The organism is Azohydromonas lata, from assembly GCF_034427735.1.
Lineage (GTDB): Bacteria > Pseudomonadota > Gammaproteobacteria > Burkholderiales > Burkholderiaceae_C > Azohydromonas > Azohydromonas lata.
The window spans coordinates 1-21,781 of sequence record NZ_JAXOJX010000009.1; the positions used below are offsets into that span (position 1 = coordinate 1).

15 protein-coding genes are annotated in these 21,781 nt (G+C 72.5%); 13 read left to right on the plus strand and 2 right to left on the minus strand.

Annotated features, from left to right (window positions below; genetic code table 11):
* Positions 1 to 344: 344 nt before the first annotated feature.
* From SM757_RS07685 to SM757_RS07705, 5 genes are all read left to right on the plus strand, one after another.
* On the plus strand, positions 345 to 5,570 hold the full coding sequence (locus tag SM757_RS07685; protein ID WP_322465002.1) for a response regulator: 5,226 nt from the start codon (positions 345 to 347) through the stop codon (positions 5,568 to 5,570).
* A gap of 15 nt (positions 5,571 to 5,585) precedes the next feature.
* Positions 5,586 to 6,608: a GGDEF domain-containing protein gene (locus SM757_RS07690; protein WP_322465003.1), complete on the plus strand. Its 1,023-nt coding sequence runs from the start codon at positions 5,586 to 5,588 to the stop codon at positions 6,606 to 6,608.
* A gap of 366 nt (positions 6,609 to 6,974) precedes the next feature.
* The gene (locus tag SM757_RS07695; RefSeq protein WP_322465092.1) at positions 6,975 to 8,435 is read left to right on the plus strand and encodes an efflux transporter outer membrane subunit; all 1,461 of its coding nucleotides are present in this window, start codon (positions 6,975 to 6,977) and stop codon (positions 8,433 to 8,435) included.
* The gene (locus SM757_RS07700) at positions 8,432 to 9,622 is read left to right on the plus strand and encodes an efflux RND transporter periplasmic adaptor subunit (protein ID WP_066337379.1); all 1,191 of its coding nucleotides are present in this window, start codon (positions 8,432 to 8,434) and stop codon (positions 9,620 to 9,622) included. The genes SM757_RS07695 and SM757_RS07700 overlap by 4 nt, the downstream gene beginning before the upstream one ends.
* Entirely contained in the window at positions 9,619 to 12,723 is a 3,105-nt protein-coding gene (locus SM757_RS07705; RefSeq protein WP_322465004.1) for an efflux RND transporter permease subunit, read from the plus strand. Before SM757_RS07700 ends, SM757_RS07705 begins: the two co-directional genes overlap by 4 nt.
* A 16-nt stretch (positions 12,724 to 12,739) precedes the next feature.
* On the opposite strand, the gene SM757_RS07710 is transcribed toward SM757_RS07705, so the two are convergent.
* Positions 12,740 to 13,390 carry a cysteine hydrolase family protein gene (locus tag SM757_RS07710; protein ID WP_322465005.1) on the minus strand — a complete coding sequence of 217 codons (651 nt, stop codon included), beginning with the start codon at positions 13,388 to 13,390 and terminating at the stop codon, positions 12,740 to 12,742.
* A 120-nt stretch (positions 13,391 to 13,510) separates the two neighbouring features.
* Between SM757_RS07710 and SM757_RS07715 the strand changes: the two genes are divergently transcribed.
* Positions 13,511 to 14,479, plus strand: a complete 969-nt coding sequence (locus tag SM757_RS07715) for a GlxA family transcriptional regulator (protein WP_066337385.1) — start codon at positions 13,511 to 13,513, stop codon at positions 14,477 to 14,479.
* A gap of 21 nt (positions 14,480 to 14,500) precedes the next feature.
* On the opposite strand, the gene SM757_RS07720 is transcribed toward SM757_RS07715, so the two are convergent.
* A complete protein-coding gene (locus SM757_RS07720) occupies positions 14,501 to 16,036 on the minus strand; it encodes a cryptochrome/photolyase family protein (RefSeq protein WP_322465006.1) in 1,536 nt (511 codons plus the stop codon).
* 35 nt (positions 16,037 to 16,071) lie between these two features.
* Between SM757_RS07720 and SM757_RS07725 the strand changes: the two genes are divergently transcribed.
* The 7 genes from SM757_RS07725 (at position 16,072) to SM757_RS07755 (ending at position 21,718) form a co-directional block, all read left to right on the plus strand.
* Entirely contained in the window at positions 16,072 to 16,650 is a 579-nt protein-coding gene (locus SM757_RS07725) for a YqgE/AlgH family protein (protein WP_066337389.1), read from the plus strand.
* Positions 16,651 to 16,726: 76 nt separating this feature from the next.
* A complete protein-coding gene (gene ruvX / locus SM757_RS07730; protein ID WP_066337390.1) occupies positions 16,727 to 17,131 on the plus strand; it encodes a Holliday junction resolvase RuvX in 405 nt (134 codons plus the stop codon).
* A complete protein-coding gene (gene pyrR, locus SM757_RS07735) occupies positions 17,128 to 17,640 on the plus strand; it encodes a bifunctional pyr operon transcriptional regulator/uracil phosphoribosyltransferase PyrR (protein ID WP_066337391.1) in 513 nt (170 codons plus the stop codon). Before ruvX ends, pyrR begins: the two co-directional genes overlap by 4 nt.
* Positions 17,640 to 18,602, plus strand: coding sequence for an aspartate carbamoyltransferase catalytic subunit (locus SM757_RS07740; protein ID WP_322465007.1), 963 nt, complete (start codon positions 17,640 to 17,642; stop codon positions 18,600 to 18,602). Before pyrR ends, SM757_RS07740 begins: the two co-directional genes overlap by 1 nt.
* A 22-nt stretch (positions 18,603 to 18,624) precedes the next feature.
* Positions 18,625 to 19,932: a dihydroorotase gene (locus SM757_RS07745; RefSeq protein WP_322465008.1), complete on the plus strand. Its 1,308-nt coding sequence runs from the start codon at positions 18,625 to 18,627 to the stop codon at positions 19,930 to 19,932.
* A gap of 25 nt (positions 19,933 to 19,957) precedes the next feature.
* Complete coding sequence (locus tag SM757_RS07750) at positions 19,958 to 20,761, plus strand: lysophospholipid acyltransferase family protein (protein ID WP_322465009.1); 804 nt, start codon at positions 19,958 to 19,960, stop codon at positions 20,759 to 20,761.
* A gap of 63 nt (positions 20,762 to 20,824) precedes the next feature.
* Complete coding sequence (locus SM757_RS07755; RefSeq protein ID WP_322465010.1) at positions 20,825 to 21,718, plus strand: ribose-phosphate diphosphokinase; 894 nt, start codon at positions 20,825 to 20,827, stop codon at positions 21,716 to 21,718.
* Positions 21,719 to 21,781 lie beyond the last annotated feature (63 nt).

A 21,781-nucleotide genomic window follows, 5' to 3' on the forward strand; every position in this document is an offset into this window, starting at 1 on the left:
CGCCCGTGGCGCCGCCTGCCGTCGCCCCGCCACCCATGCCAAGTGCCGCGCCTGCGGCACAGGTCCGCCAGGACGCCGGGACGGCCGCGAGCGCCGCCCCGACCTTCGCGCCCATGCCTTACGCACCGCCTTCGGAAGCGGTGCCTGAGCACGCGACGCTGCCTGTGCCTGCCGCCGTCTCCGGGCCTGCGCCAGAACCTGCGGCTGAGCTTGAAGCCGCGCGTGCTGCCCAAGCCGTGCCGGAGCGGGCCGCCGAGCCGGAGCCCGCGCCCGCGCCGGCTTCCGGGGTCGAGCCTGGGCCCGCACCTGTGGCTGAAGCCGAGCCGGTGCCTGAGGCCGAGCCTGTGTCCGCTCCCGGGGCCGAGGTCTCGCCCCGTGCCCAGAGCACGCCGGAGCCCGCGGGCCAACCGCTGTCCGCACCCGGCATTGGGCTGGATGCCTTGCCGACGCTGGAGCCTGTGGGCGTACCGCTGCCGGTGCTGCAGGAAACGATGCCCCTTGCCCTGTTGGACGAGCCCGTGGAGCTGGCCGACCTGGCGCCGGACTGGGGCCCGCCGCTGGACGAATTGCCAGAGCTGGTGGACCTGGCGCAGCCGCTGACGCTCAATCAGCCCGTCATGGGCGCGCCTATCGAACTGGCCTCGCTGCTCAAGCACCGCGATGCCCAGAGCGCCGCGCCGGCACGGGCGCCCGCCGAGACGTCCTCCCGCGCCGTGGCCTTGGCCCGCTTGAAGGGCAGGGAGGTTGTGCCTTTCCTCCCGATCGGGAAGCAGGCCGGCGAGGCCGCTGCCGCACCGCTTGCCAATAGGGCTCCGCAGGGGTGGCCGGTGCCGGCCCAATCGGCCGCAAAGCGTGTTGAAACGCAGCCCGCCGACCCCTTGCCGCCTGTCGGGCAGGCCGTGGCCGCCGCGCAGGCGCAAGAGATACAAGAGGCGCAAGAGGCACAGGTGTCCGCGCTGGTGCCGGACCTGACTGAGGCACCGGTGAAGAGCGAGGAGGGCGCCAGCGCCGCTGCGACGGCGGCCCAGGCTCCAGCCCTGGACGTATCCGCCCCCCAGCCGGCCCATGACGCCTTGGACCTGGAGGACTGGTCCGAGCCGCCGCCAGCCGCCGCCGAGAGCGGGCCGGCCCTTGAAGCGCCGCCTGTGGCGACGGAGGTGCTGCCGCCGGCCGGCGATGCCGCCGCCATCGACCTGGACGTCGAAGACGCGCCCGCGGCGCCATCAGGCGATGAGCCGGCCGGCGAGGATGCGGCCGTCGCGGCACTGCTGGCCGACGACCTCGCCGCCGAGCCCTGGCCCACGGCTGCCGCAAGCGTCCCCGCCGACGAGCCGCCGGCCGATGGTGCTCCGTTCGAAAGCCCGCTGGCCGAGGCGGCGCAGGCCCAGGCCGCGCCCCAGGACGGTGCCCTCAGCGCGCCGCAGCCGGCCGTGGACGACGGCCTGTCCTTTGATCTCTCCTTCGACCTGCCGCCCAACCACCCGCTGGCCGGCCCCTCGGAGCAGGCCGATACACCCTTCGAGCTGTCCTTCGACCTCGACGACGCCGTACCCCCCGCCATGGCGGCGCAGGCCAGCCCCGATCAGCCATTGGCCGGCGCGGACCCGGACTTCGACCTGAATTTCGACGCCGGCCTGGCCGTGCCGGCCCCAGCGCCGGCTTCGGCTCCGGCTCCGGCTCCGGCTCCGGTCTCGGATTTCAACTTCGATCTGGACGTTCCCGCGGCGCCGGTCGCACCGCCGCACAGGCCCCTGGCGCCCGCACCCATGGCCGCCGTGGCCGGCGCGCTGGCGCCGCTGGACGGCGAGGACTGCCTAATCGGCCCGCTGCGCGTGCCGCACGCGCTGTTCGACGTCTACGTGGATGAAGCGCAAGCCCTTTGCGGCCGGCTGCTGCAGCGCCTGGGGGCGTGGGCACCGCCGCAGGCGCTGGAGCGCGAGCTGGTCGTGGTGACGCAGGCCCTGGCGGGCATGGCCGACACCGTGGGCGACCAGGCCCTGGCGGAGCTGGCCCGCGCGTTGGGCGACGCCATGGCGCCTTGCCGCCTGGAAGGTTGCGGCACGGCGGCCATGGCCCAAGTGCTGGTCGAGGGCGCCCTGTGCCTGCGCCGGATGCTGGAGCAGTTTGCCGCCGGCGAGCTGCCGTCGCCCGCGCCAGCCGAACTGCTGCGGGGCCTGCGCACGTTGCACGAAGTGGCGTCCGCACCTTCGCACAACCCCTTCGGCCCCCCGCCGCCGATGCGCGACCGCAGCCTTCCCGTCGCACTGACCGACGAATCCGCCGTGCCGGCGGACGAGCTGGATGGCGCTGCCGGCCTGTCGGACTGGCCGCAAGCGGCACCCAAGCCGGCGGCGAGCCTGGACGACGACGCCTCCACCGAGGCAGCGCCGTTGCTTGACCTGGCTGACGCGGCCGAGCCCGCCGAGGCGGCCGGGTCGATTGCCGATCCGGCGCTCGATGCGCTGGACTGGCCTGAAGCCGAGCCGCAACCGGCGGCGAGCCTGGAAGATGCCTCCGCCGAGGCAGCGCCGTTGCTTGACCTGGCTGACGCGGCCGAGCCCGCTGAGGCGGACGGGTCGATTGCCGATCCGGCGCTTGATGCGCTGGACTGGACCGAAGTCGAGCAGCCGCCGACGGCGAGCCTGGAAGACGCCTCAGCCGAGGTCGCGCCGTTGCTTGACCTGGCTGACGCGGCCGAGCCCGCCGAGGCGGCCGGGTCGCTTGCCGATACGGCGGTCGATGCGCTGGATTGGCCTGAAGCCGCGCCGCAACCGGCGGCGAGCCTGGAAGATGCCTCCGCCGAGGCAGCGCCGTTGCTTGACCTGGCTGACGCGGCCGAGCCCGCCGAGGTGGCCGGGTCGATTGCCGATCCGGCGCTTGATGCGCTGGCTTGGCCAGAAGCCGCGCCGCAACCGGCGGCGAGCCTGGAAGACGCCTCAGCCGAGGCAGCGCCGTTGCTTGACCTGGCTGACGCGGCCGAGCCCGCCGAGGTGGCCGGGTCGATTGCCGATCCGGCGCTTGATGCGCTGGCTTGGCCAGAAGCCGCGCCGCAGCCGACGGCGAGCCTGGAAGACGCCTCTGCCGAGGCAGCGCCGTCGCTTGACTTGGCTGACGCGGCCGAGCCCGCCGAGGCGGACGAGGCGATTGCCGATCCGGCGTTCGATGCACAAGTCGATGCGCTGGTCTGGAGCGAGGACGAAACGCCCGCCGCGGTGCCGGCTGGCGAAAGTGCCGCGGCGGACGGCGGCGCGGAGGACACGCCCTGGGAGGTCGGCGAGGACGACCTGCAGGCGCTGGACATGGCGCTGTTCCCCGTATTCGAGGAAGAGGCGCTGGAGCTGCTGCCGCAGTTGTCGCAGGCCCTGCAGGCCTGGGCCCAGGACTGCGGCGGCGAGGAGCACGCCGCCGCGGGCATGCGCGCGCTGCACACCCTCAAGGGCGGCGCACGGCTGGCCGGTGCCATGCGGCTGGGCGATGCGGCCCACGCGCTGGAATGCGCCCTGGAAGACCTGGTGAGCAGCTCTGGCCTGCCGGAGCGCTCCCGCATTGAGGCCATGCAGGGACGCGCCGGCGTGCTCGGTGCCGCCTTCGAGCGGCTGCGTGCGGCCTGCGCGCAGCCGCCCAGGGACGAGGCGGCCGATGTCCCCGTCCCGCCGCCGGCGCCGGACCTGGCGGAAATGGATTCGGCCGGCATGTCCGACTGGGTTGACCTGGGCGACCTGGGTGACCTGGGTGAAGCGGGCGATTCAGCCGGTTCAGCAGGCTTGGGCGATGTGCCCGCCTTGGACCGCGCCGTCCCGGACCAGGCCGATGGGGCCCCCGCGCCGCAGCTTTCCGCGCACACGCAGCCGCCTCAACCGCGCATCGACTGGTCGCGCTTTGCGGCGCAGCCGCCGGCACCGCCGCCGCCCGCCGCCTCGGCAGCGCCCGCGGCGCCGGTCAGCCTGCGCGCGGCGGCGCTGGATCGCCTGGTGTCGCAGGCCGGCGAAGTGGGCATCACCCGCGCGCGGTTGGGCGCGCAGGTGCGGCAGCTCGGCGCCTCGCTGGTGGATCTGGACGAAAACCTCGCCCGACTGCGCAGCCAACTGCGCGAGGTCGAGTCGCAGGCCGACGCGCCGGCAGGGCTGTCGGAGCAGGACAGCCGCACCCGGCTGCAGGAGCTGGCGCGCATGATGGCCGAGTCGCTGGACGACCTGTCCACCGTCCAGCACGGCCTGCGCCAGGGCTTGCGGGGCACGGAGGACGAGCTGGTCGGCCTGGGCCGCGCGGCTGCAGAGCTGCAGGACGACTTGTTGGACGCGCGGCGCCAGCCCTTCAGCACCCTGGCCGGCCGGCTGCGCGACGCCGTGGCCCAGGCCGCGCACGCAGCGCAGCGCCAGGCGCGGCTGGACATCGAGGGCGGCGAGGCCGAAATGGACCGCGGCGTGCTGGAGCGCATCGCCCCGGTGCTGGAGCAGTGGCTGCGCCACGCCGCGTCGCAGGGCGTGGCGCCGCCGGCCGAAAACCGCGTGCGGCTGAAACTCGCCCGCGAAGGTTCGCAAGTCACGGTGGAATGCGACAGCGGCGGGCTCGCGCCGCCGCCGCAGGCCCTGCGCGCCGAAGTCGAAACCCTGGGCGGCCACGTCGCCATGGACGACGCGCCCGCGCAGGGCAGCCGCTTCACGCTGCACCTGCCCCTGAGCACGGCGGTGATGCCCGTGCTGCTGCTGCGCTGCGGCGAGGCCACCGTGGCCGTGCCCGCGGCGCAGGTCGAGGAGGTGCGGCAACTGGCGGTGCCTGAGGCACAGCAGGCCGCGCAGGCGGGCCGCTTGGGCGACGGCCCCGACGCCCCGGTTTTCCATGCCTTGGAAACGCTGCTGCTGCAGCCCCCGGCGCCGCCGGCAAGTGACGACCAGCAGGCCACCGTGCTGCTGCTGCGTGCCGCGCAGGACGGGGAAACCCTGGCGCTGCAGGTGCGCGAGATCGTGGGCCGGCAGGACGCCCTGCTGCAGCCCCTGGGCCCGCAACTCTCCACGCTGCCCGGGCTGGCCGGCATGGCGCTGCTGCCCACGGGCCTGCCGCTGCCCGTCTACCAACCCGCGGTGCTGGCGCAGCGCCACGCCGCGCAGGCGGCCGGTGCCGGGCCCAGCCCCGTGGCGCCCGCGCCGCTGTGGGACGGTGGCACGGGCGCGGCAGGCCTCGCCGCCGCCGCGCCGCTGGTGCTGGTGGTGGACGACTCGCTCACCGTGCGCCGCGCCACGCAGCGGCTACTGCAGCGCGAGGGCTACCGCGTGGCGTTGGCCAAGGACGGGCTGCAGGCGCTGCAGCAACTGCAGCAGGAGGCGCCGGCACTGGTGCTCACCGATTTGGAGATGCCGCACATGGACGGTTTTGAATTGCTGGCGCGGCTGCGAGAGGACGCGCGGTGGGCGGCGCTGCCCGTCATCGTCATCACCTCGCGGCTGGCCGCACGCCACCGCGAGCGCGCCGCCGGGCTCGGTGCACGGCATTACCTGGGCAAGCCTTACGCCCAGGACGAGATGTTGACGCTGGTGGCACGTTACAGTGTTCGCCCCTCCCTGCCGCACTGAAGCCGCCGTTTGCCCATGTCGTCACTGGTCGATCACCTGGTCGAACTCACCCGTTTCCGCGATCGCGACCAGGCCGACGCGCTGCTGATGGAAACGCTGGCCGACTTGATTCGGCCGCTTGCGCTGGCACTGCACCGCTGTGTGGGTGAGCCGCCGCAGGCGCGCTGGCTGTCGCGGCCCTGGCAGGGCCGCACGGCGCGCCATCAGGGCGCCCGCCGCCTGGACTTCGAGCAACTGCCGCCGCTGGACAGCCGCGCCGAGTGGCTGGCCTGCGTGCGCAGCGGGCAGCCGCAAACCCTGGCCGGGGAGCCCGTGCGGGAGCTCTTCCCCGTGGCCGCCGGTGCGCAGCCGGGCGCGGCCGGCGTGCTGGAGCTGCAGGTGGCGCAGCCGCTGTCCACCGAGTCGCGCGACACGGTGCAGGCCATCGTCAAGCTCTACGGCAACTTCCTGGCGCTGCTGGACTACGGCCAGCGCGACGCGCTCACGGGGCTGCTCAACCGCAAGACCTTCGACGACGCCTTCATGAACACGCTGATGGGTCCCGAGGCGCAGGCCATGGCCCAGGACACGCGCGCCTCGCGCAGCGATTGCCGCCACTGGCTGGCGGTGCTGGACGTGGACCATTTCAAGCGCATCAACGACCGCTTCGGCCACCTCCTGGGTGACGAGGTGCTGCTGCTGCTGGCGCGGCTGATGCGCTCGGTGCTGCGCTTTGACGACCAGATCTTCCGCTTCGGTGGCGAGGAGTTCGTGGTGCTGCTGTCCGCGGCCCAGGAGTCCGACGTGGCCGCGGTGCTGGAGCGGCTGCGCGCGCAGGTGGAGCAGTTCGACTTTCCTCAGGTGGGCCGCGTCACGGTGAGCCTGGGCTTCAGCGACGTGCGTGCGGGCGACCTGCCCACGGCCGCCTTCGACCGCGCCGACAAGGCCCTGTATCTCGCCAAGACCAGTGGCCGCAACCGTGTGTCCGGGCCCACGGCGCTGGCCGCGGCCGGCATCGCCGAACCCGAGGTGAAGTCCGGCGGCGTCGACCTGTTCTGAGGCGCCGCAGTCGCGCTCGGCCCACGCCGGCCGTGCGTTGAAGCGGCTTTGCCCGCCTTTTTGCCCTGAAGGGCCAGCGGCTTCGTTGTGGCCGGCGCCGCGCGCATGCCAAGCTTCGCCCGGCAGGGCCGGACGCTTGCGCCAGAAGTTTTGAAGGCGCGTCGCAGCGGCCTTGCGCAAGAAATACGCCTTCCGGCGCCAGCCTCGTCTGCACGGGAGGCTCACCTGCCGCAGGGCAAAAAAACCGCCTTGCCGCCTGCCCGCTTTCCATGGGCCGCGCCGTGTGCGAGCGGCGACGGCGCCCGCGGCGGCCCCGTTGGCCTGCTTACACTGCCGCGCTCAAAGAATTTTGCAGTTTGTAACGTGATGCGACCTGCCTTTCCGCTGTGCCTGGCCTTGCTGGCCGGTTGTGCCTCCACCACGCCGCCTCCGCCGCCGCCCGCGCCGCCGTCCTGGCAGGCGCCGCGTCCGCATGAGGGCGAGCCGCAGGCGCTTGCGCGCTGGTGGGATCGTTTCGACGATCCGCAGCTCGCCGCCCTGGTGGCGCGGGCGCAGGCCGACAACCCCACGCTGGCGCAGGCCGTGGCGCGCATCGCCCAAGCCCGCGCGCAGCTCACGGTGGCCGGCGCGGCGCTGTCGCCTACGCTGGACGGCAACCTCGCCGCCTCGCGGACCAGCAACAACTTCCCGCCGCCCACGCTGACCTACACGGCCGTGACCTCGCGGGTGGACGCAGCCTGGGAGCTGGACCTCTTCGGCGGTCGCCGTGCCGGCATCGCCGCGGCGCAGGCGCAGGCCGACGCCGCCGCCGCGCAGTGGCACGACGCGCGCGTGAGCCTGGCCGCCGAGGTGGCGCTGAACTACCTGTCGCTGCGCGCCTGCGAGGCGCAGGTGGCGCTGGACGCGCAGAACGTGGCCGCGGCAGGGCAGATCGCCGACCTCACGCGGCGCAAGGTGGAGGTGGGCTTCGAGTCGCCGGCCAACGGCGCGCTGGCGCAGGCCACGCTCTCCGACACGCGCGCCCGCGCGCAGGCCCAGCAGGCCGAGTGCGAGGTCGTGGTCAAGGCGCTGGTGGCGCTCACCGGGCTGGAAGAGCCGGCGCTGCGCGCGCAACTGGCCGCGCGCGCGGCGCAGTTGCCGCAGCCCGCGGGTTTCAGCATCGCGGCGCTGCCGGCGCAGGTGCTGGCGCAGCGGCCGGACCTGGCCGCGGCCGAGCAGCAGTTGCGCGCCGCCGCCGCCAGCGTGGACGTGGCCCAGGCCCAGCGCTGGCCCAAGCTGCTGCTCACCGGCGCCATCACCTTGGGCGCGGTGCGCATAGGCGGCGTGCAGGACAGCGGCGCCAATTGGGCGCTGGGCCCGGCGCTGACGCTGCCGCTGCTGGACGGCGGTCGCCGCCGCGCCGAAGTCGATGCCGCGCGCGCCCGCCTGGACGAGGCCCTGGCCGCCTGGCAGCAGCGCAGCCGTGCCGCGGTGCGCGAGGTCGAGGAAGCCCTGGTGCGGCTGGACGCGGCGGCGCGGCGTGAAGAGGACGCCCGCCTTGCCGCCGAGAACTGGCAGCGCTTCGTTGAGGCCACGCAGGCGCGCTGGGAGCTGGGCAACGCCAGCCTCATCGAGCTGCAGGACGCGCGGCGCCAGCGCATCGCCGCCGAGGCCGCGCTGCTGGCCGTGCGCCGCGAGCGCGTGGCGGCCTGGGTCCAGCTCTACAAGGCCAGCGGCGGCGGCTGGGACGGCTCGCTCGCCGTGGGCGAGGAGGCCGGCGCGTCCCGCAACCTGGCCGCCACCGCCGCCGCGACCACGGCCCCCGAATCCAACCTGTCGAAACCATGAAGCTCAGTTCCCTGAATTCCACCGCGCTGGCCGCTGCGCTGGCGCTGGCCGGCCTGCTGTTGTCGGTGCCTCTCGTGCAGGCCCAGGCCCCGGCCAAGGGTGATGCCAAGGCCTCCGCGCCGCGCGCGGCGCTCACCGTCACCGTGACGCAGCCGCAGCCCGCGCAGTGGGCGCAGACGCTTTCGGCCAACGGCAACGTGGCCGCGTGGCAGGAAACCATCGTCGGCGCCGAGCTCGGCGGCGTGGCGCTGTCGCAGGTGCTGGTCAACGTGGGCGACGTGGTCAAGCGTGGCCAGCCCCTGGCGCGCATGGTGGACGACACCATTCGCGCCGACGTGGCCCAGGCCCAGGCCGCGCTGGCCGAGGCGCAGGCCGCGCTGGCCGAGGCCCAGGCCAACGCCGAGCGCGCGCGCGCCCTGCAGCAAAGCGGCGCTTTGAGCGCGCAGCAGATTTCGCAATACCTCACCGGCGAGCAGACCGCCGCCGCGCGCGTGCAGTCCGCCCGCGCCCAGCTGCAGGCGCAGGAGCTGCGGCTGCGCAAGACGCAGGTGCTCGCGCCGGACGACGGCGTGGTCAGCGCGCGCAACGCCGCCGTGGGCAGCGTGGCGCAGCCGGGGCTGGAACTGTTCCGCCTCATTCGCCAGGGCCGCCTGGAGTGGCGCGCCGAGGTGCCGGCCACCGAGCTGCCGCAGGTCAAGGCCGGCCAGGCGGTGACGCTGGTGACGCCGGCGGGCACGCGCGTGCCGGGCAAGGTGCGCCAGATCGCCCCCACCATCGACCCGCAGACGCGCAACGCCCTGGTCTACGTGGACCTGCAAAGCGCGCCGGGCTCCGACGTGCGCGCGGGCATGTTCGCCCGCGGCGATCTCACGCTGGCGCGCCGCGCGGTGCTCACGCTGCCGGCCTCGGCCGTGCTGCTGCGCGAGGGTTTCAGCTCCGTCATGGTGGTCGGCCCGGATTCCAAGATCACCCAGCTCAAAGTGGAAGCGGGCCAGCGCCAGGGCGACCGCGTGGAAGTGCGCGGCGTGAAGGCCGATGCGCGCGTGGTGGACCGCGGCGCGGCCTTCCTGGCCGACGGCGACACGGTGCAGGTGGTGGACGCGCCGCCGGCGGCGGCCGCCCCCGGCGCCTCGCGCCAGGCCGCGGCCGGCGCGGCGCAACCCCTTGATGCGAAGGCGGCGCGATGAACGTCTCGGCCTGGTCCATACGCAACCCGATCCCGGCGCTGATGCTCTTCTTCCTGCTCACGGTGGCAGGGCTGATGAGCTTTCGCGCCATGAAGGTGCAGAACTTCCCGGACATCGAGCTGCCCACCGTCATCGTCTCGGCCTCGCTGCCCGGCGCCTCGCCCGCGCAGATGGAGACCGAGGTGGCGCGCAAGATGGAGAACTCCATCTCCACGGTGCAGGGCATCAAGCACATCTACACCGCGCTGCAGGACGGTGCGGCCACCATCACGGTGGAGTTCCGGCTGGAGAAGCCCGTGCAGGAGGCCGTGGACGACGTGCGCGACGCCGTCAACCGCGTGCGCTCGCAACTGCCCGCGGACCTGCGCGACCCGAGCATCACCAAGATGAACCTGTCGGGCGTGCCCATCCTCACCTACACCATCGCCAGCGGGCGCATGGACGACGAGGCGCTGTCCTGGTTCGTGGACAACACGGTGGCCAAGCGGCTGCTGAGCGTGCCGGGCGTGGGCTCGGTGTCGCGGGTGGGCGGCGTCACGCGCGAGCTGCGCGTGGAGCTGGACCCGGCGCGGCTGCTCTCGCTGGGCGCCACCGCCGCGGAGGTCTCGCGCGAGCTCAAGCGCGTGCAGCAGGAGTCCTCCGGCGGCCGCGTGGACTTGGGCGGCGGCGAGCAGGCCGTGCGCACGCTGGGCACGGTGGCCTCGGCCCAGGAGCTGGGCGCCGTGCAGCTCACGCTGTCCGACGGGCGCCGCATCCGGCTGGACCAGGTGGCCCGCGTCATCGACACCGTGGCCGAGGTGCGCAGCCAGGCGCTGCTGGACGGCCGCCCGGTGGTGGGCTTTGAGATCACCCGCGCCCGCGGCGCCGGCGAGATCGACGTGGACCAGGGCGTCACCAGGGCGCTGGCCCAACTGCGCCAGGAGCACCCGGACCTGCAGATTGCCCAGGCCTTCAACTTCGTAGACCCGGTGGCGGAGAACTACGAGGGCTCCATGCACCTGCTGTACGAGGGCGCGTTCCTGGCGGTGGTGGTGGTGTGGTTCTTCCTGCGCGACTGGCGTGCCACCTTCGTGGCCGCCACGGCGCTGCCGCTGTCGGTGATCCCGGCCTTCGTGGGCATGTACCTGCTGGGCTTCTCCGTCAACGTGGTGACGCTGCTGTCGCTGTCGCTGGTGGTGGGCATCCTGGTGGACGACGCCATCGTCGAGATCGAGAACATCGTGCGCCACCTGCGCATGGGCAAGACGCCCTACCAGGCAGCCATGGAGGCGGCCGACGAGATCGGCCTGGCCGTGATCGCCACCACCTTCGCGCTGATCGCGGTGTTCCTGCCCACGGCCTTCATGGCCGGCATCCCCGGCAAGTTCTTCAAGCAGTTCGGCTGGACGGCGTCGCTGGCGGTGTTCGCTTCGCTGGTGGTGGCGCGCATGCTCACGCCCATGATGGCGGCCTACCTGCTCAAGCCGCTGGTGCACACGCCGGCCGAAGGGCGCGTGATGCGCTGGTACATGCGCTTTGCCGCCAAGTGCCTGCGCCACCGCTGGCTCACCGCGGGCGGGGCGGCGCTGTTCTTCGTGGGCTCGGTGATGCTCATCCCGCTGCTGCCCACGGGCTTCATCCCGGCCGACGACTTCGGCCAGTCGCAGGTGCGGCTGGAGCTGCCCCCGGGCAGCACCTTCGAGGAAACGCGCGCCGTGGCCGAGCAGGCGCGCGCCATCCTGCAGAAGAACGAGCACGTCAAGCTGGTCTACACGACCATAGGCGGCGGCGCCACGGGCGCCGACCCCTTCATGCCCGGCGGCGTGGCCGAGGTGAACAAGGCCTCGCTCACGCTCAACCTCACGGCGCGCCAGGACCGCCCGGGGCTGCGCAAGCAGGCGATCGAGGCGCAGTTGCGCCAGGCGCTGCAGGTGCTGCCCGGCGTGCGCGTGGCCGTGGGCCTGAACGCCTCCGGCGAGAAGTACATGCTGGTGCTCGCCGGCGAGGACGGCAACGCGCTGCTGCAGGCCGCGCAGGACGTGGAGCGCGACCTGCGCACCATCCCCGGCATCGGCAACGTGCGCTCCACGGCCGCGCTGGTGCGCCCGGAGCTGGTGGTGCGGCCGGACTTCGCCCGCGCCGCCGAGGCCGGCGTGAGCTCGGCCGTGATCGCCGACACGCTGCGCATCGCCACCACCGGCGACTACGACGCGGCGCTGCCCAAGCTCAACCTGGCGCAGCGCCAGGTGCCCATCGTCGTGCGGCTGCCGGAAAGCGCCCGCGAGGACCTGGCGCTGCTGTCGCAGCTCTCGGTGCCCGGCCACAACGGCCGCCCGGTGCAACTGGCCAACGTGGCCACGCTGCAGCTCGAAAGCGGCCCGGCGCTGATCAACCGGTACGACCGCCTGCGCAACGTCAACTTCGAGATCGAGCTCAACGGCGTGCCCCTGGGCGACGTGGCCGCCGCGGTGCAGCAGCTCCCCAGCCTGCAGCGCCTGCCCCCGGGCGTGAGCCAGCAGGCGCTGGGCGACGCGGAGGTGATGGGCGAGCTCTTCGCCAGCTTCGGCCTGGCCATGCTCACCGGCGTGCTGTGCATCTACGTGGTGCTGGTGCTGCTGTTCAAGAACTTCATGCAGCCGGTGACCATCCTGGCGGCGCTGCCGCTGTCGCTGGGCGGGGCCTTCGTGGCGCTGCTGGTGACGCGCAGCGCCTTCTCCATGCCTTCGCTCATCGGCCTGATCATGCTCATGGGCATCGCCACCAAGAACTCCATCCTGCTGGTGGACTACGCCATCCTGGCGCGGCGCGAGGGCATGAACCGCTGGGACGCGCTCCTGGACGCCTGCCACAAGCGCGCGCGGCCCATCGTGATGACCACCATCGCCATGGGCGCGGGCATGCTGCCCATCGCCATGGGCTGGGGCGCCGACCCGAGCTTCCGCGCGCCCATGGCGGTTTCCGTCATCGGCGGCCTCATCACCAGCACCTTCCTGAGCCTGCTGGTGATCCCGGTGGTGTTCACCTTCGTGGACGACGCGGTGGAGTTCACGCTGCGCCATCTGCGGCGGCTGCGCACGCACCACCACCATCCGGCGACGCAGGAGAAGACGGGCCCGGCCTGAGCCGCGCCGCGGGCCTTCAGGCCGCCTCGGTGGCCTGGTCCCGCGCCCGCTGGTAGGACGCGTACAGGTTGTCGCGCGGCGCGCGCTCGCCGCTGCGCAGCAACTGCAGCCATTGGGCCGTGCCCAGGACCGCCGCGAAACGCGACTGCAGCACGATGCACGAGGCCTCGTGCATTTGCCGCGCCGGCAAATGGCCCAGGTCGTTGCTGTAGGAAATGGCGCCGGCGGCGTCGTGCAGATATTCCACCGCCCAACCCTCGTGGGCCGCCTGGCGGATGGTGGATTCATTGCAGTTCTGCGACATGTAACCCGCCACCACCAGGGTATCCACGCCGCGCTGGCGCAGCCAGGGGCCCAGGCCGGTGCCCGCGAGAGCAGAAGGCAGCGTCTTTTGCACCAGCAGGTCCGGCGCGACGCCGCGCACGCTGTCGTGCAGTTCCCAGCCGTGCGAGCCCTCGGCGAAGACCGGCGCCCCGGGCGCTTCCGTGTGCTGCACCAGCACGACGGGCAGGCCCGCCTCGCGGGCGGCCGCCAGGGCGCGGGAAATATTGGGCAGTGATGTTTCCATCGGCGGATATTCGATGGGCAAATTGCCGCTGACATATTCGTTTTGCACGTCAATCAATATCAGTGCGCGCTTGGGGGTGCTTTCGTTGAATGGGGTCATGGCCGGCTCCGTAATTGAATGGACGAGGCCTTATTTTGAAAACTTGCCTTTTGCATCGCGAGTGGCCTTGGGGAAATTTAAGATTAATATCGGGCCAACTTGATTTTCAAGGCTCCTGCCATGCCCCGACGCATCGCCATGCTGGCTTTCGACGGCATCAGCGCTTTTCACTTGGCCGTGCCGCACGCGGTGTTCGGCGACGACTGGAGCACGCTGGGCCTGCCGCCGTGCGAGCTGGTCGTCTGCGCCGAGCAGCGCGGGCGCGTGCGCAGCTCCATGGGCTTTGAGCTGGCGGCGGCGCAGGACTTGTCGGCCTTGCCGGAGGCGGACTGGGTGCTCATCCCGTCCTGGCCTGACGTGCAGCGGCCGGCTTCGGCGGCGCTGGTCGAGGCGCTGCAGGAGGCGCACCGGCGCGGCCGCACGCTCATTGGGCTGTGCCTGGGGGCTTTCGGCCTGGCCGACGCCGGCTTGCTGGACGGGCGGCGCGCCACCACGCACTGGGCCTGGGCGGAGGTGTTCGCGCGGCGCTTTCCGCGCGTGGAGCTGGATCCGCAGGTGCTCTACGTGGACCACGGCGACGTCGTGACCTCCGCCGGTACCGCCGCCGGGCTGGACTGCTGCCTGCACCTGCTGCGCCGCGAGCTGGGTGCTGAGTTGGCCAACCGGGTGGCGCGGCGGCTGGTGACGCCGCCGCACCGCCAGGGCAGCCAGGCGCAGTACGTGGAGCAGCCGGCGCCGGCCAACAGCGGCAGCGACCGCATTGCGCGCACCATGCAGTGGTGCTTGGGGCGGCTCGACGAGAAGCTGGGCCTGGACCGGCTGGCCGAGCACGCGGCCATGAGCCGGCGCACCTTCACCCGGCGCTTCCAGCGCGCCACGGGGCTGAGCGTGGTGCAGTGGCTGACGGCGCAGCGCCTGCACCTGGCGCGGCGGCTGCTGGAAACGGGCGAGGCGACGACGGAGCAGGTCGCCGCCCAAGCGGGCTTCGGCACGGCACTGTCGCTGCGGCTGGCCTTTGCCAAGGAGCTGGGCACGACGCCGGGGCAGTACCGGCGGGAGTTCGGACTGCGGGGGGCGCAGCGGGGCTGAGCGGCGGGCAGGGCCGGGCGCTCAATCCACCCCGGCGGCCTGCGCCTTCCTGGCCGCGGCGGCCGCGGCCTTGGCGGCCTTGGCCTGCTTCACCACGTCAAAGCGCGCCATCGTCTTCTGCCGCGCCGCCTCGTGGTCCACGATGGGCTGCGGGTAGTCCACGCCCAGCGCTATACCGGCGGCCTGCAGGTCCAGCGGCTTGGCCAGCCAGGGCGCGTGGATCATGTCGTCCGGCAACTTCGCCAGTTGCGGCAGGTAGCGGCGTATGAAGCGGCCTTGCGGGTCGAATCGCTTGCTCTGGCTCACCGGGTTGAAGATGCGGAACCACGGCTGCGGGTCGCAGCCCGTGCCCGCCGCCCACTGCCAGTTGCCGTTGTTGGAGGCCAGCTCGTAGTCGTTGAGCTTCAAGGCGAACCAGCGCTCGCCGCGCTTCCAGTCCAGCCCCAAGTCCTTGACCAGGAAGCTGGCCGTGACCATGCGCAGCCGGTTGTGCTGGTAGCCGCTTTGGGCGAGCTGCAGCATGGCGGCGTCCACCAGCGGGTAGCCGGTGCGGCCCTCGCACCAGGCGGCGAAGAGGGCGTCGGCGTGCTTGCCCTTTTCCCACTTCACGTGGTCGAACTCGGCGCGGTAGGCGTGCTCCACCACGCGCGGGTGGTGGAAGAGGACCTGCTGGAAGAAGTCGCGCCAAGCCAGCTCCGACAGCCACACCCGCGCGCCGCTGGAGCCCGCCTGCACGCGGTGCCAGGCCTCGCGCGCGAGCTGGCGCACCGACACCGTGCCGAAGCGCAGGTGCGTGCCCAGGTAGCTTGGGCCTTTCACCGCGGGGAAGTCGCGCGTGGCGTCGTAACGGTCCACGCGCTCGGCCAGGAATTCCTCCAGCAGCGCCTGCGCGCCGGTCGGGCCCGTGGGCAACTTCAACTGGTGCAGGTTGGTGGGCTCGAAGCCCAGGGCTTCCAGGGACGGGATGCCTTGGCGGAACTCCTGCGGCACGGGGGCCAGCGACGCGGCGTGGCGCGAGACGGGGTAGGGCGAGAGATAAAACTCGTCGAGCTTCTTCAGCCAGGCGTTGAAGTAGGGCGTGAACACGCTGTAGGGCGTGCCACCGCCGCTGAGCACCTCGTTGCGCTCGAAGATGAGGTGGTCCTTGCTGGCGTGCAGGGCGATGCCGTCGCCGGCCAGGGTGCCGCGCACGCGGGCGTCGCGCTCCAGCGCGGCGGGCTCGTCGTCGTGGTTGAGGTAGACGGCCTGCACGTGGAGCTGGCGGGCCAGGCGCACGATCTCCTCGGCGCCGTGGCCGTGGCGCACGATCAGCCCGCAGTGCTCGTGGCCGTGCGCGGCGCCCAGGGCGTGCAGCTGCGCGTCCAGGCCGATGAGGCTGTCGCGTATGAACTCCACGCGCCGGTCCTGGCGCGGCAGGCCGGCGAGGATGTCGGTGTCGAAGACGAAGGCGCACCACACGCGCCGGGCATGGCGCAGGGCGTGGTAGAGGGCGGCCTGGTCGTCGGCGCGCAGGTCGCGCCGGAACCAGACCAAGGCGGTGTCAAGGTCCTTGTTCACGGGTGGCAGTGTGGCCCGGGGAATAGAATTGGAGCATGGCTGAGCGTGGCATCGACCTGACAAACCAGTTCCTGATTGCCATGCCTGGCATGGCGGACGACAACTTCGCCGGTGCGGTGGTGTACCTGTGCGAGCACAGCGACAAGGGCGCCCTTGGGCTGATGATCAACAAGCCCACCGACATCTCGCTGAAGAACCTGTTCGAGAAGGTGGACCTGCGGCTGGACCGCGACGACCTGATGGACGAGCCGGTGTACTTCGGCGGCCCGGTGCAGACCGAGCGCGGTTTCGTGCTGCACGAGGCGCACGGCAGCGGCAGCGGGCAGTACAGCTCCACGCTCGTCGTCCCGGGCGGCCTGGGCATGACCACCAGCAAGGACGTGCTCGAAGCCCTCTCCCAGGGCGCGGGCCCGCGCAAGGTGCTGGTGACGCTGGGCTACAGCGGCTGGGGCGCCGGGCAGCTGGAGAGCGAGATCGCGCGCAACGGCTGGCTCAACGTGGCGGCCGACCCGCAAATCATCTTCGACACTCCGGTGGAACAGCGCTACGAGCGCGCGCTGGCGCTGCTGGGCATAGACCCGCGCATGCTCAGCGGCGAGGCGGGGCACGCATGAGCGCCCCCGCCCGGCCGCTCCGAAGGGGGCGCTCCGTCCCGCTTGGCGGGACCGCGCGCAGCGCGAGGGTGCCCCAATGAGCGCGGGTCCCGCAGGCCGCGCGCAAAGCTTTCTCGCCTTCGACTTCGGTGCCAAGCGCACCGGCGTGGCCAGCGGCAACACCGTCACGCGCAGCGCCACGCCGCTCAAGACCATCGCCACCGAGAAGGCTGACGAGCGCTTCGCCGCCATAGAGAAATTCATACGCGACTACCAGCCTGACGCGCTGGTGGTGGGCGTGCCGCGCCACCCCGACGGGGCGCCGCACGACAATACGCGCCGCGCGCAGCGCTTTGCCCGCCAGTTGCACGGCCGCTTCAGGCTGCCGGTGCATGAGGTGGACGAGCGCTACACCAGCACCGAGGCCGAGGCCGGCGGTGCGCGCGACCTGGACGCGGCCTCGGCCGCGTTGATCCTGGAGCAATTCCTCCGACAAGCATGAGCACCCTTTCCCTGGACGCCGAGGCGCTGTACGGCGAGCTGCTGCGCGGCGTTTCGCGCCTGTTGCGCCCCGCCCAAACCGAACAAGCCGCGCTGGTGGGCATCTGGAGCGGCGGCGCCTGGCTGGCCGAGCGGCTGCAGGCCGACCTGCGCCTTGCCGGCACGCACGGCGTCATCTCCAGCGCGCTGCACCGCGACGACTTCAGCGAGCGCGGCATGCACGCCTCCGACGCCACCAAGCTGCCCTTCAGCATCGACGGGCGCCACGTCATCCTCATAGACGACGTGCTCTACACCGGGCGCACCACGCGCGCGGTGATCAACGAGCTCTTCGACTTCGGCCGCCCCGCCAGCGTCACGCTGGCCGTGCTGGTGGACCGCGGCGGACGCGAGCTGCCCATAGAGCCCGCCTACGCCGCGGCCAAGCTCACGCTGCCGGCCGAACAACGCCTGTCGCTCGCGCGTGACGCCGCGGGCCGCTTCACCTTCGCACTGGAGGCCGCCGCCTGATGCTCTCGCGCCGCAATCCCCAGCTCAACAGCCACGGCGAGCTGATCCACCTGCTGTCCACCGAGGGCCTGCCGCGCGCGGTGCTCACGCAGATCCTGGACACCGCTTCCACCTTCCTCGCCGTGGGCGAGCGCGACATCAAGAAGGTGCCGCTGCTGCGCGGCAAGAGCGTGTTCAACCTGTTCTTCGAGAACTCCACGCGCACGCGCACCACGTTCGAGATCGCGGCCAAGCGGCTGTCGGCCGACGTGATCAACCTGGACATCGCGCGCTCTTCCACCGCCAAGGGCGAGAGCCTGCTCGACACCATCGCCAACCTCTCGGCCATGCAGGCCGACATGTTCGTGGTGCGGCACAGCGAGTCCGGCGCGCCCTACCTGATCGCCCAGCACTGCGCGCCGCACGTGCACGTGGTCAACGCCGGCGACGGGCGCCATGCGCACCCGACGCAGGGGCTGCTGGACATGTACACGATCCGGCACTTCAAGAAGGACTTCACCAACCTCACGGTGGCCCTCGTGGGCGACATCGTCCACTCGCGCGTGGCGCGCTCGGACATCCATGCGCTGTCCACGTTGGGCGTGCCGGAGATCCGCGCGGTGGGCCCCAAGACGCTGGTGCCGGACAACCTGCGCGACATGGGCGTGCGCGTGTGCCGCGACATGGCCGAGGGCATCCGCGACGCCGACGTGATCATCATGCTGCGGCTGCAGAACGAGCGCATGGGCGGCGCGCTGCTGCCCTCGGCCGGCGAGTTCTTCAAGCACTACGGCCTGACCGAGGAAAAGCTCGCGCTGGCGCGGCCTGACGCCATCGTCATGCACCCGGGCCCCATCAACCGCGGCGTGGAGATCGACTCCAGCGTGGCCGACGGGCGCCACAGCGTGATCCTGCCGCAGGTCACTTTCGGCATCGCCGTGCGCATGGCGGTGATGAGCATCCTGGCCGGCAACGACGCCTGACAACGAACGCGTTCTCCAGTTCATGAAGATCCTGATCAAGAACGGCCGCGTCGTGGACCCGGCCTCCGGCCGCGACGAAGTGGCCGACGTGGCCATCGCCGCGGGCCGCATCCTCACCGTGGGCAACGTCAACCCGGACTTCGAGGCCGAGCGCGTCATCGACGCCGCGGGCCTGGTGGTCGCCCCGGGCCTGGTGGACCTCTCCGCGCGGCTGCGCGAGCCCGGCCACGAGCACGAGGGCATGCTGGAAAGCGAGCTCGCCGCCGCGGCGGCCGGCGGCGTCACCAGCCTGGTCTGCCCGCCCGACACCGACCCCGCGCTGGACGAGCCGGGCCTGGTGGACATGCTCAAGTTCCGCGCCCGCAAGCTCAGCCGCTGCCGCCTCTTCCCGCTGGGGGCGCTCACCCGCGGGCTGGAGGGCAAGGCGCTCACGGAGATGGCCGAGCTCACCGAGTCCGGCTGCGTGGGCTTCGCGCAGGCCGAGGCGCCGGTGCGCGACACCCAGGTGCTGCTGCGCGCCATGCAGTACGCCTCCACCTACGGCTACACCGTGTGGCTGCGCCCGCAGGACCCGTGGCTGGGCGCGGGCGTGGCGGCCAGCGGCGCGGTGGCCACGCGGCTGGGCCTGGCCGGCGTGCCGGTGGCGGCCGAGACGGTGGCGCTGCACACCATCTTCGAGCTGGTGCGGGCCACCGGCGCGCGCGTGCACCTGTGCCGCCTCTCCAGCGCCGAAGGCGTGGAACTGCTGCGCCAGGCCAAGGCCCAGGGCCTGCCGGTGACGGCGGACGTGAGCATCAACTCGCTGCACCTCACCGACGTGGACATCGGCTACTTCAACGCCGCCATGCGCCTCACGCCGCCGCTGCGCCAGCAGCGCGACCGCGATGCGCTGCGCGCCGCGCTGGCCGATGGGACGGTAGACGCGCTGGTGTCGGACCACACGCCGGTGGACGAGGACGCCAAGAACCTGCCCTTCGCCGAGGCCGAGCCCGGCGCCACGGGCCTGGAGCTGCTGCTGAGCCTGGCGCTCAAGTGGGGCCAGGAGCAGCAGCTGTCCATAGCCGAGTCGCTGGCGCGCGTGACCTGCGGCCCGGTGGCCGTGTTGGGCGAGGCGCTGGGCTCGCTGGCCTCCAGCGCGGGCCGCGTGGTGGAGGGCGGCGTGGCCGACATCTGCCTGTTCGACCCGCAGGCGCAGTGGGGTCTGGACGCCGCGCAACTGCGCAGCCAGGGCAAGCACACGCCCTTTGCCTTCGAGCTCACCGGCAGCCTGCTGCCCGGGCGCGTGGTGGCCACGCTGGTGGCCGGCACGGTGGCGCACGAGGCTTTCTAACCGCTCACCCCGGCGCACCGGCCCCATGCAAGGACCGTCCGACTCGACTTCGTTGCGGGCGGTGCCCGCGCTGGGTACGGTGCCGCCATTGCGGCGGCTGCGCGCCCTCTGGCGCCTGGCGCGCACGGTGCTGCACGGGGTGCGCGGGCTCTTGATCGTCCTGCTGCTGTTCCCCGGCTGGACGCCGGCGCGGCGGCAGGCGCGCATCGCCTCGTGGTCGCGCCAGCTGCTGGCCGGGCTTGGGCTGGAGCTGCATGCGCACGGCGGCTTCCACGCCGGGGCCAAGCTCATCGTGGCCAACCACGTGTCGTGGCTGGACATCGCCGCCATTCACGCGCTGTGCCCAAGCGCACGCTTCGTCTCCAAGGCCGAGGTGCGGCAGTGGCCGCTGGTTGGGCGGCTGGTGGACGGTGCGGGCACGCTGTACCTGCAGCGCGAGCGCGCGCGCGACGCCATGCGCGTGCTGCACACCATCACGCAGGCGCTGCAGGAGGGCGACACGGTGGCCGTCTTCCCCGAGGGCACCACGGGCACGGGCCATGAGCCGCTGCCCTTTCACGCCAACTTGCTGCAGGCCGTGATCGCCAGCGGCGCCCCGGTGCAGCCCGTGGCGCTGCGCTACAGCGAGCCGGGGCATTTGGTGAGCCCGTCGGCCGCCTTCGTGGGCGACATGTCGCTGGGCCAGAGCCTGTGGCGGCTGGCCTGCGCGCAGGATTTGTCGGTGTCGCTGCAGGTGCTGGCACCGCAGGCGGTGGCGCACGCCGACCGCCGTGCGCTGGCCGCGCAGTTGCGCGAGACCATCGCGCAGGCGCTGCGGGACGGGCGCTGAAGCCACGCAGGAAGCCGCAGCCGTGCCGCCGCTTCCCCTTATCGCAATAAGTCTGGAGATGGCATGAGCGAGCACATGCTGCTGGCTTTCGACGACGAGGCGCCGCTGGCGCAGGCCCTGGCCTACGCGCTGGACGTGCCGCTGGGCTGGGTGCGGTGCCACCGTTTCCCGGACGGCGAGTTGCGGCTGCGGTTGCCCGACAACTTGCCGCCGCGCGTGCTGCTGCTGCGGGGGCTGCAGCAGCCCAACGAGAAGCTGGTGGAGCTGCTGCTGTGCGCGCCGGCGGCGCGCGAGCTGGGGGCGAATGAGATCGTGCTGCTGTCGCCCTACCTGGCCTACATGCGCCAGGACATGGCCTTCACGCCGGGCGAGGTGGTGAGCCAGCGCCACGTGGCGGCGCTGTTGGGCGGCCTGTTCGACGCGGTGCTGACGGTGGACCCGCACCTGCACCGCGTGCGTTCCATGGAGGCGCTGTTCCCGGGCCGGCGCGGCGTGGCGCTGTCGGCGGCGCCGCTGTTGGGCCAGTGGGTGGCGCAGCAGTTGGGCGAGCCGGTGCTGATCGGCCCGGACGAGGAGGCGGCGCAGTGGGTGAGCGTTGCGGCGCAGGAGCGCGGCCTGACGCACGGCGTGGGCCGCAAGCGCCGCCTGGGCGACCACGAGGTCGTCCTGGAGCTGCCGCCGCTGGCGTTGCAGGGCCGCGCCGTCGTGCTGCTGGACGACGTGGCCAGCACGGGGCAGACGCTCATCGCCGCGGCGCAGCAGGCGCTGGCGCGCGGTGCGGCCTCGGTGGACGTGGCGGTGACGCACGCGCTCTTCGTGGGCGATGCGCTGCAGCGGCTGCACGAGGCCGGCGTGCGCCACGTCTGGAGCACGGACGCCGTGCCGCATGCCTCCAACGCCGTGAGCGTGGCGCCGCTGCTGGCGCAGGCGGTACGGGAGCTGTGGGGCTGTGAATAGGGCAGCGGGGCGGGCCTGCCGCTGAAGGCGTCACGTCAAATGAAAAGGGGCCTTGCGGCCCCT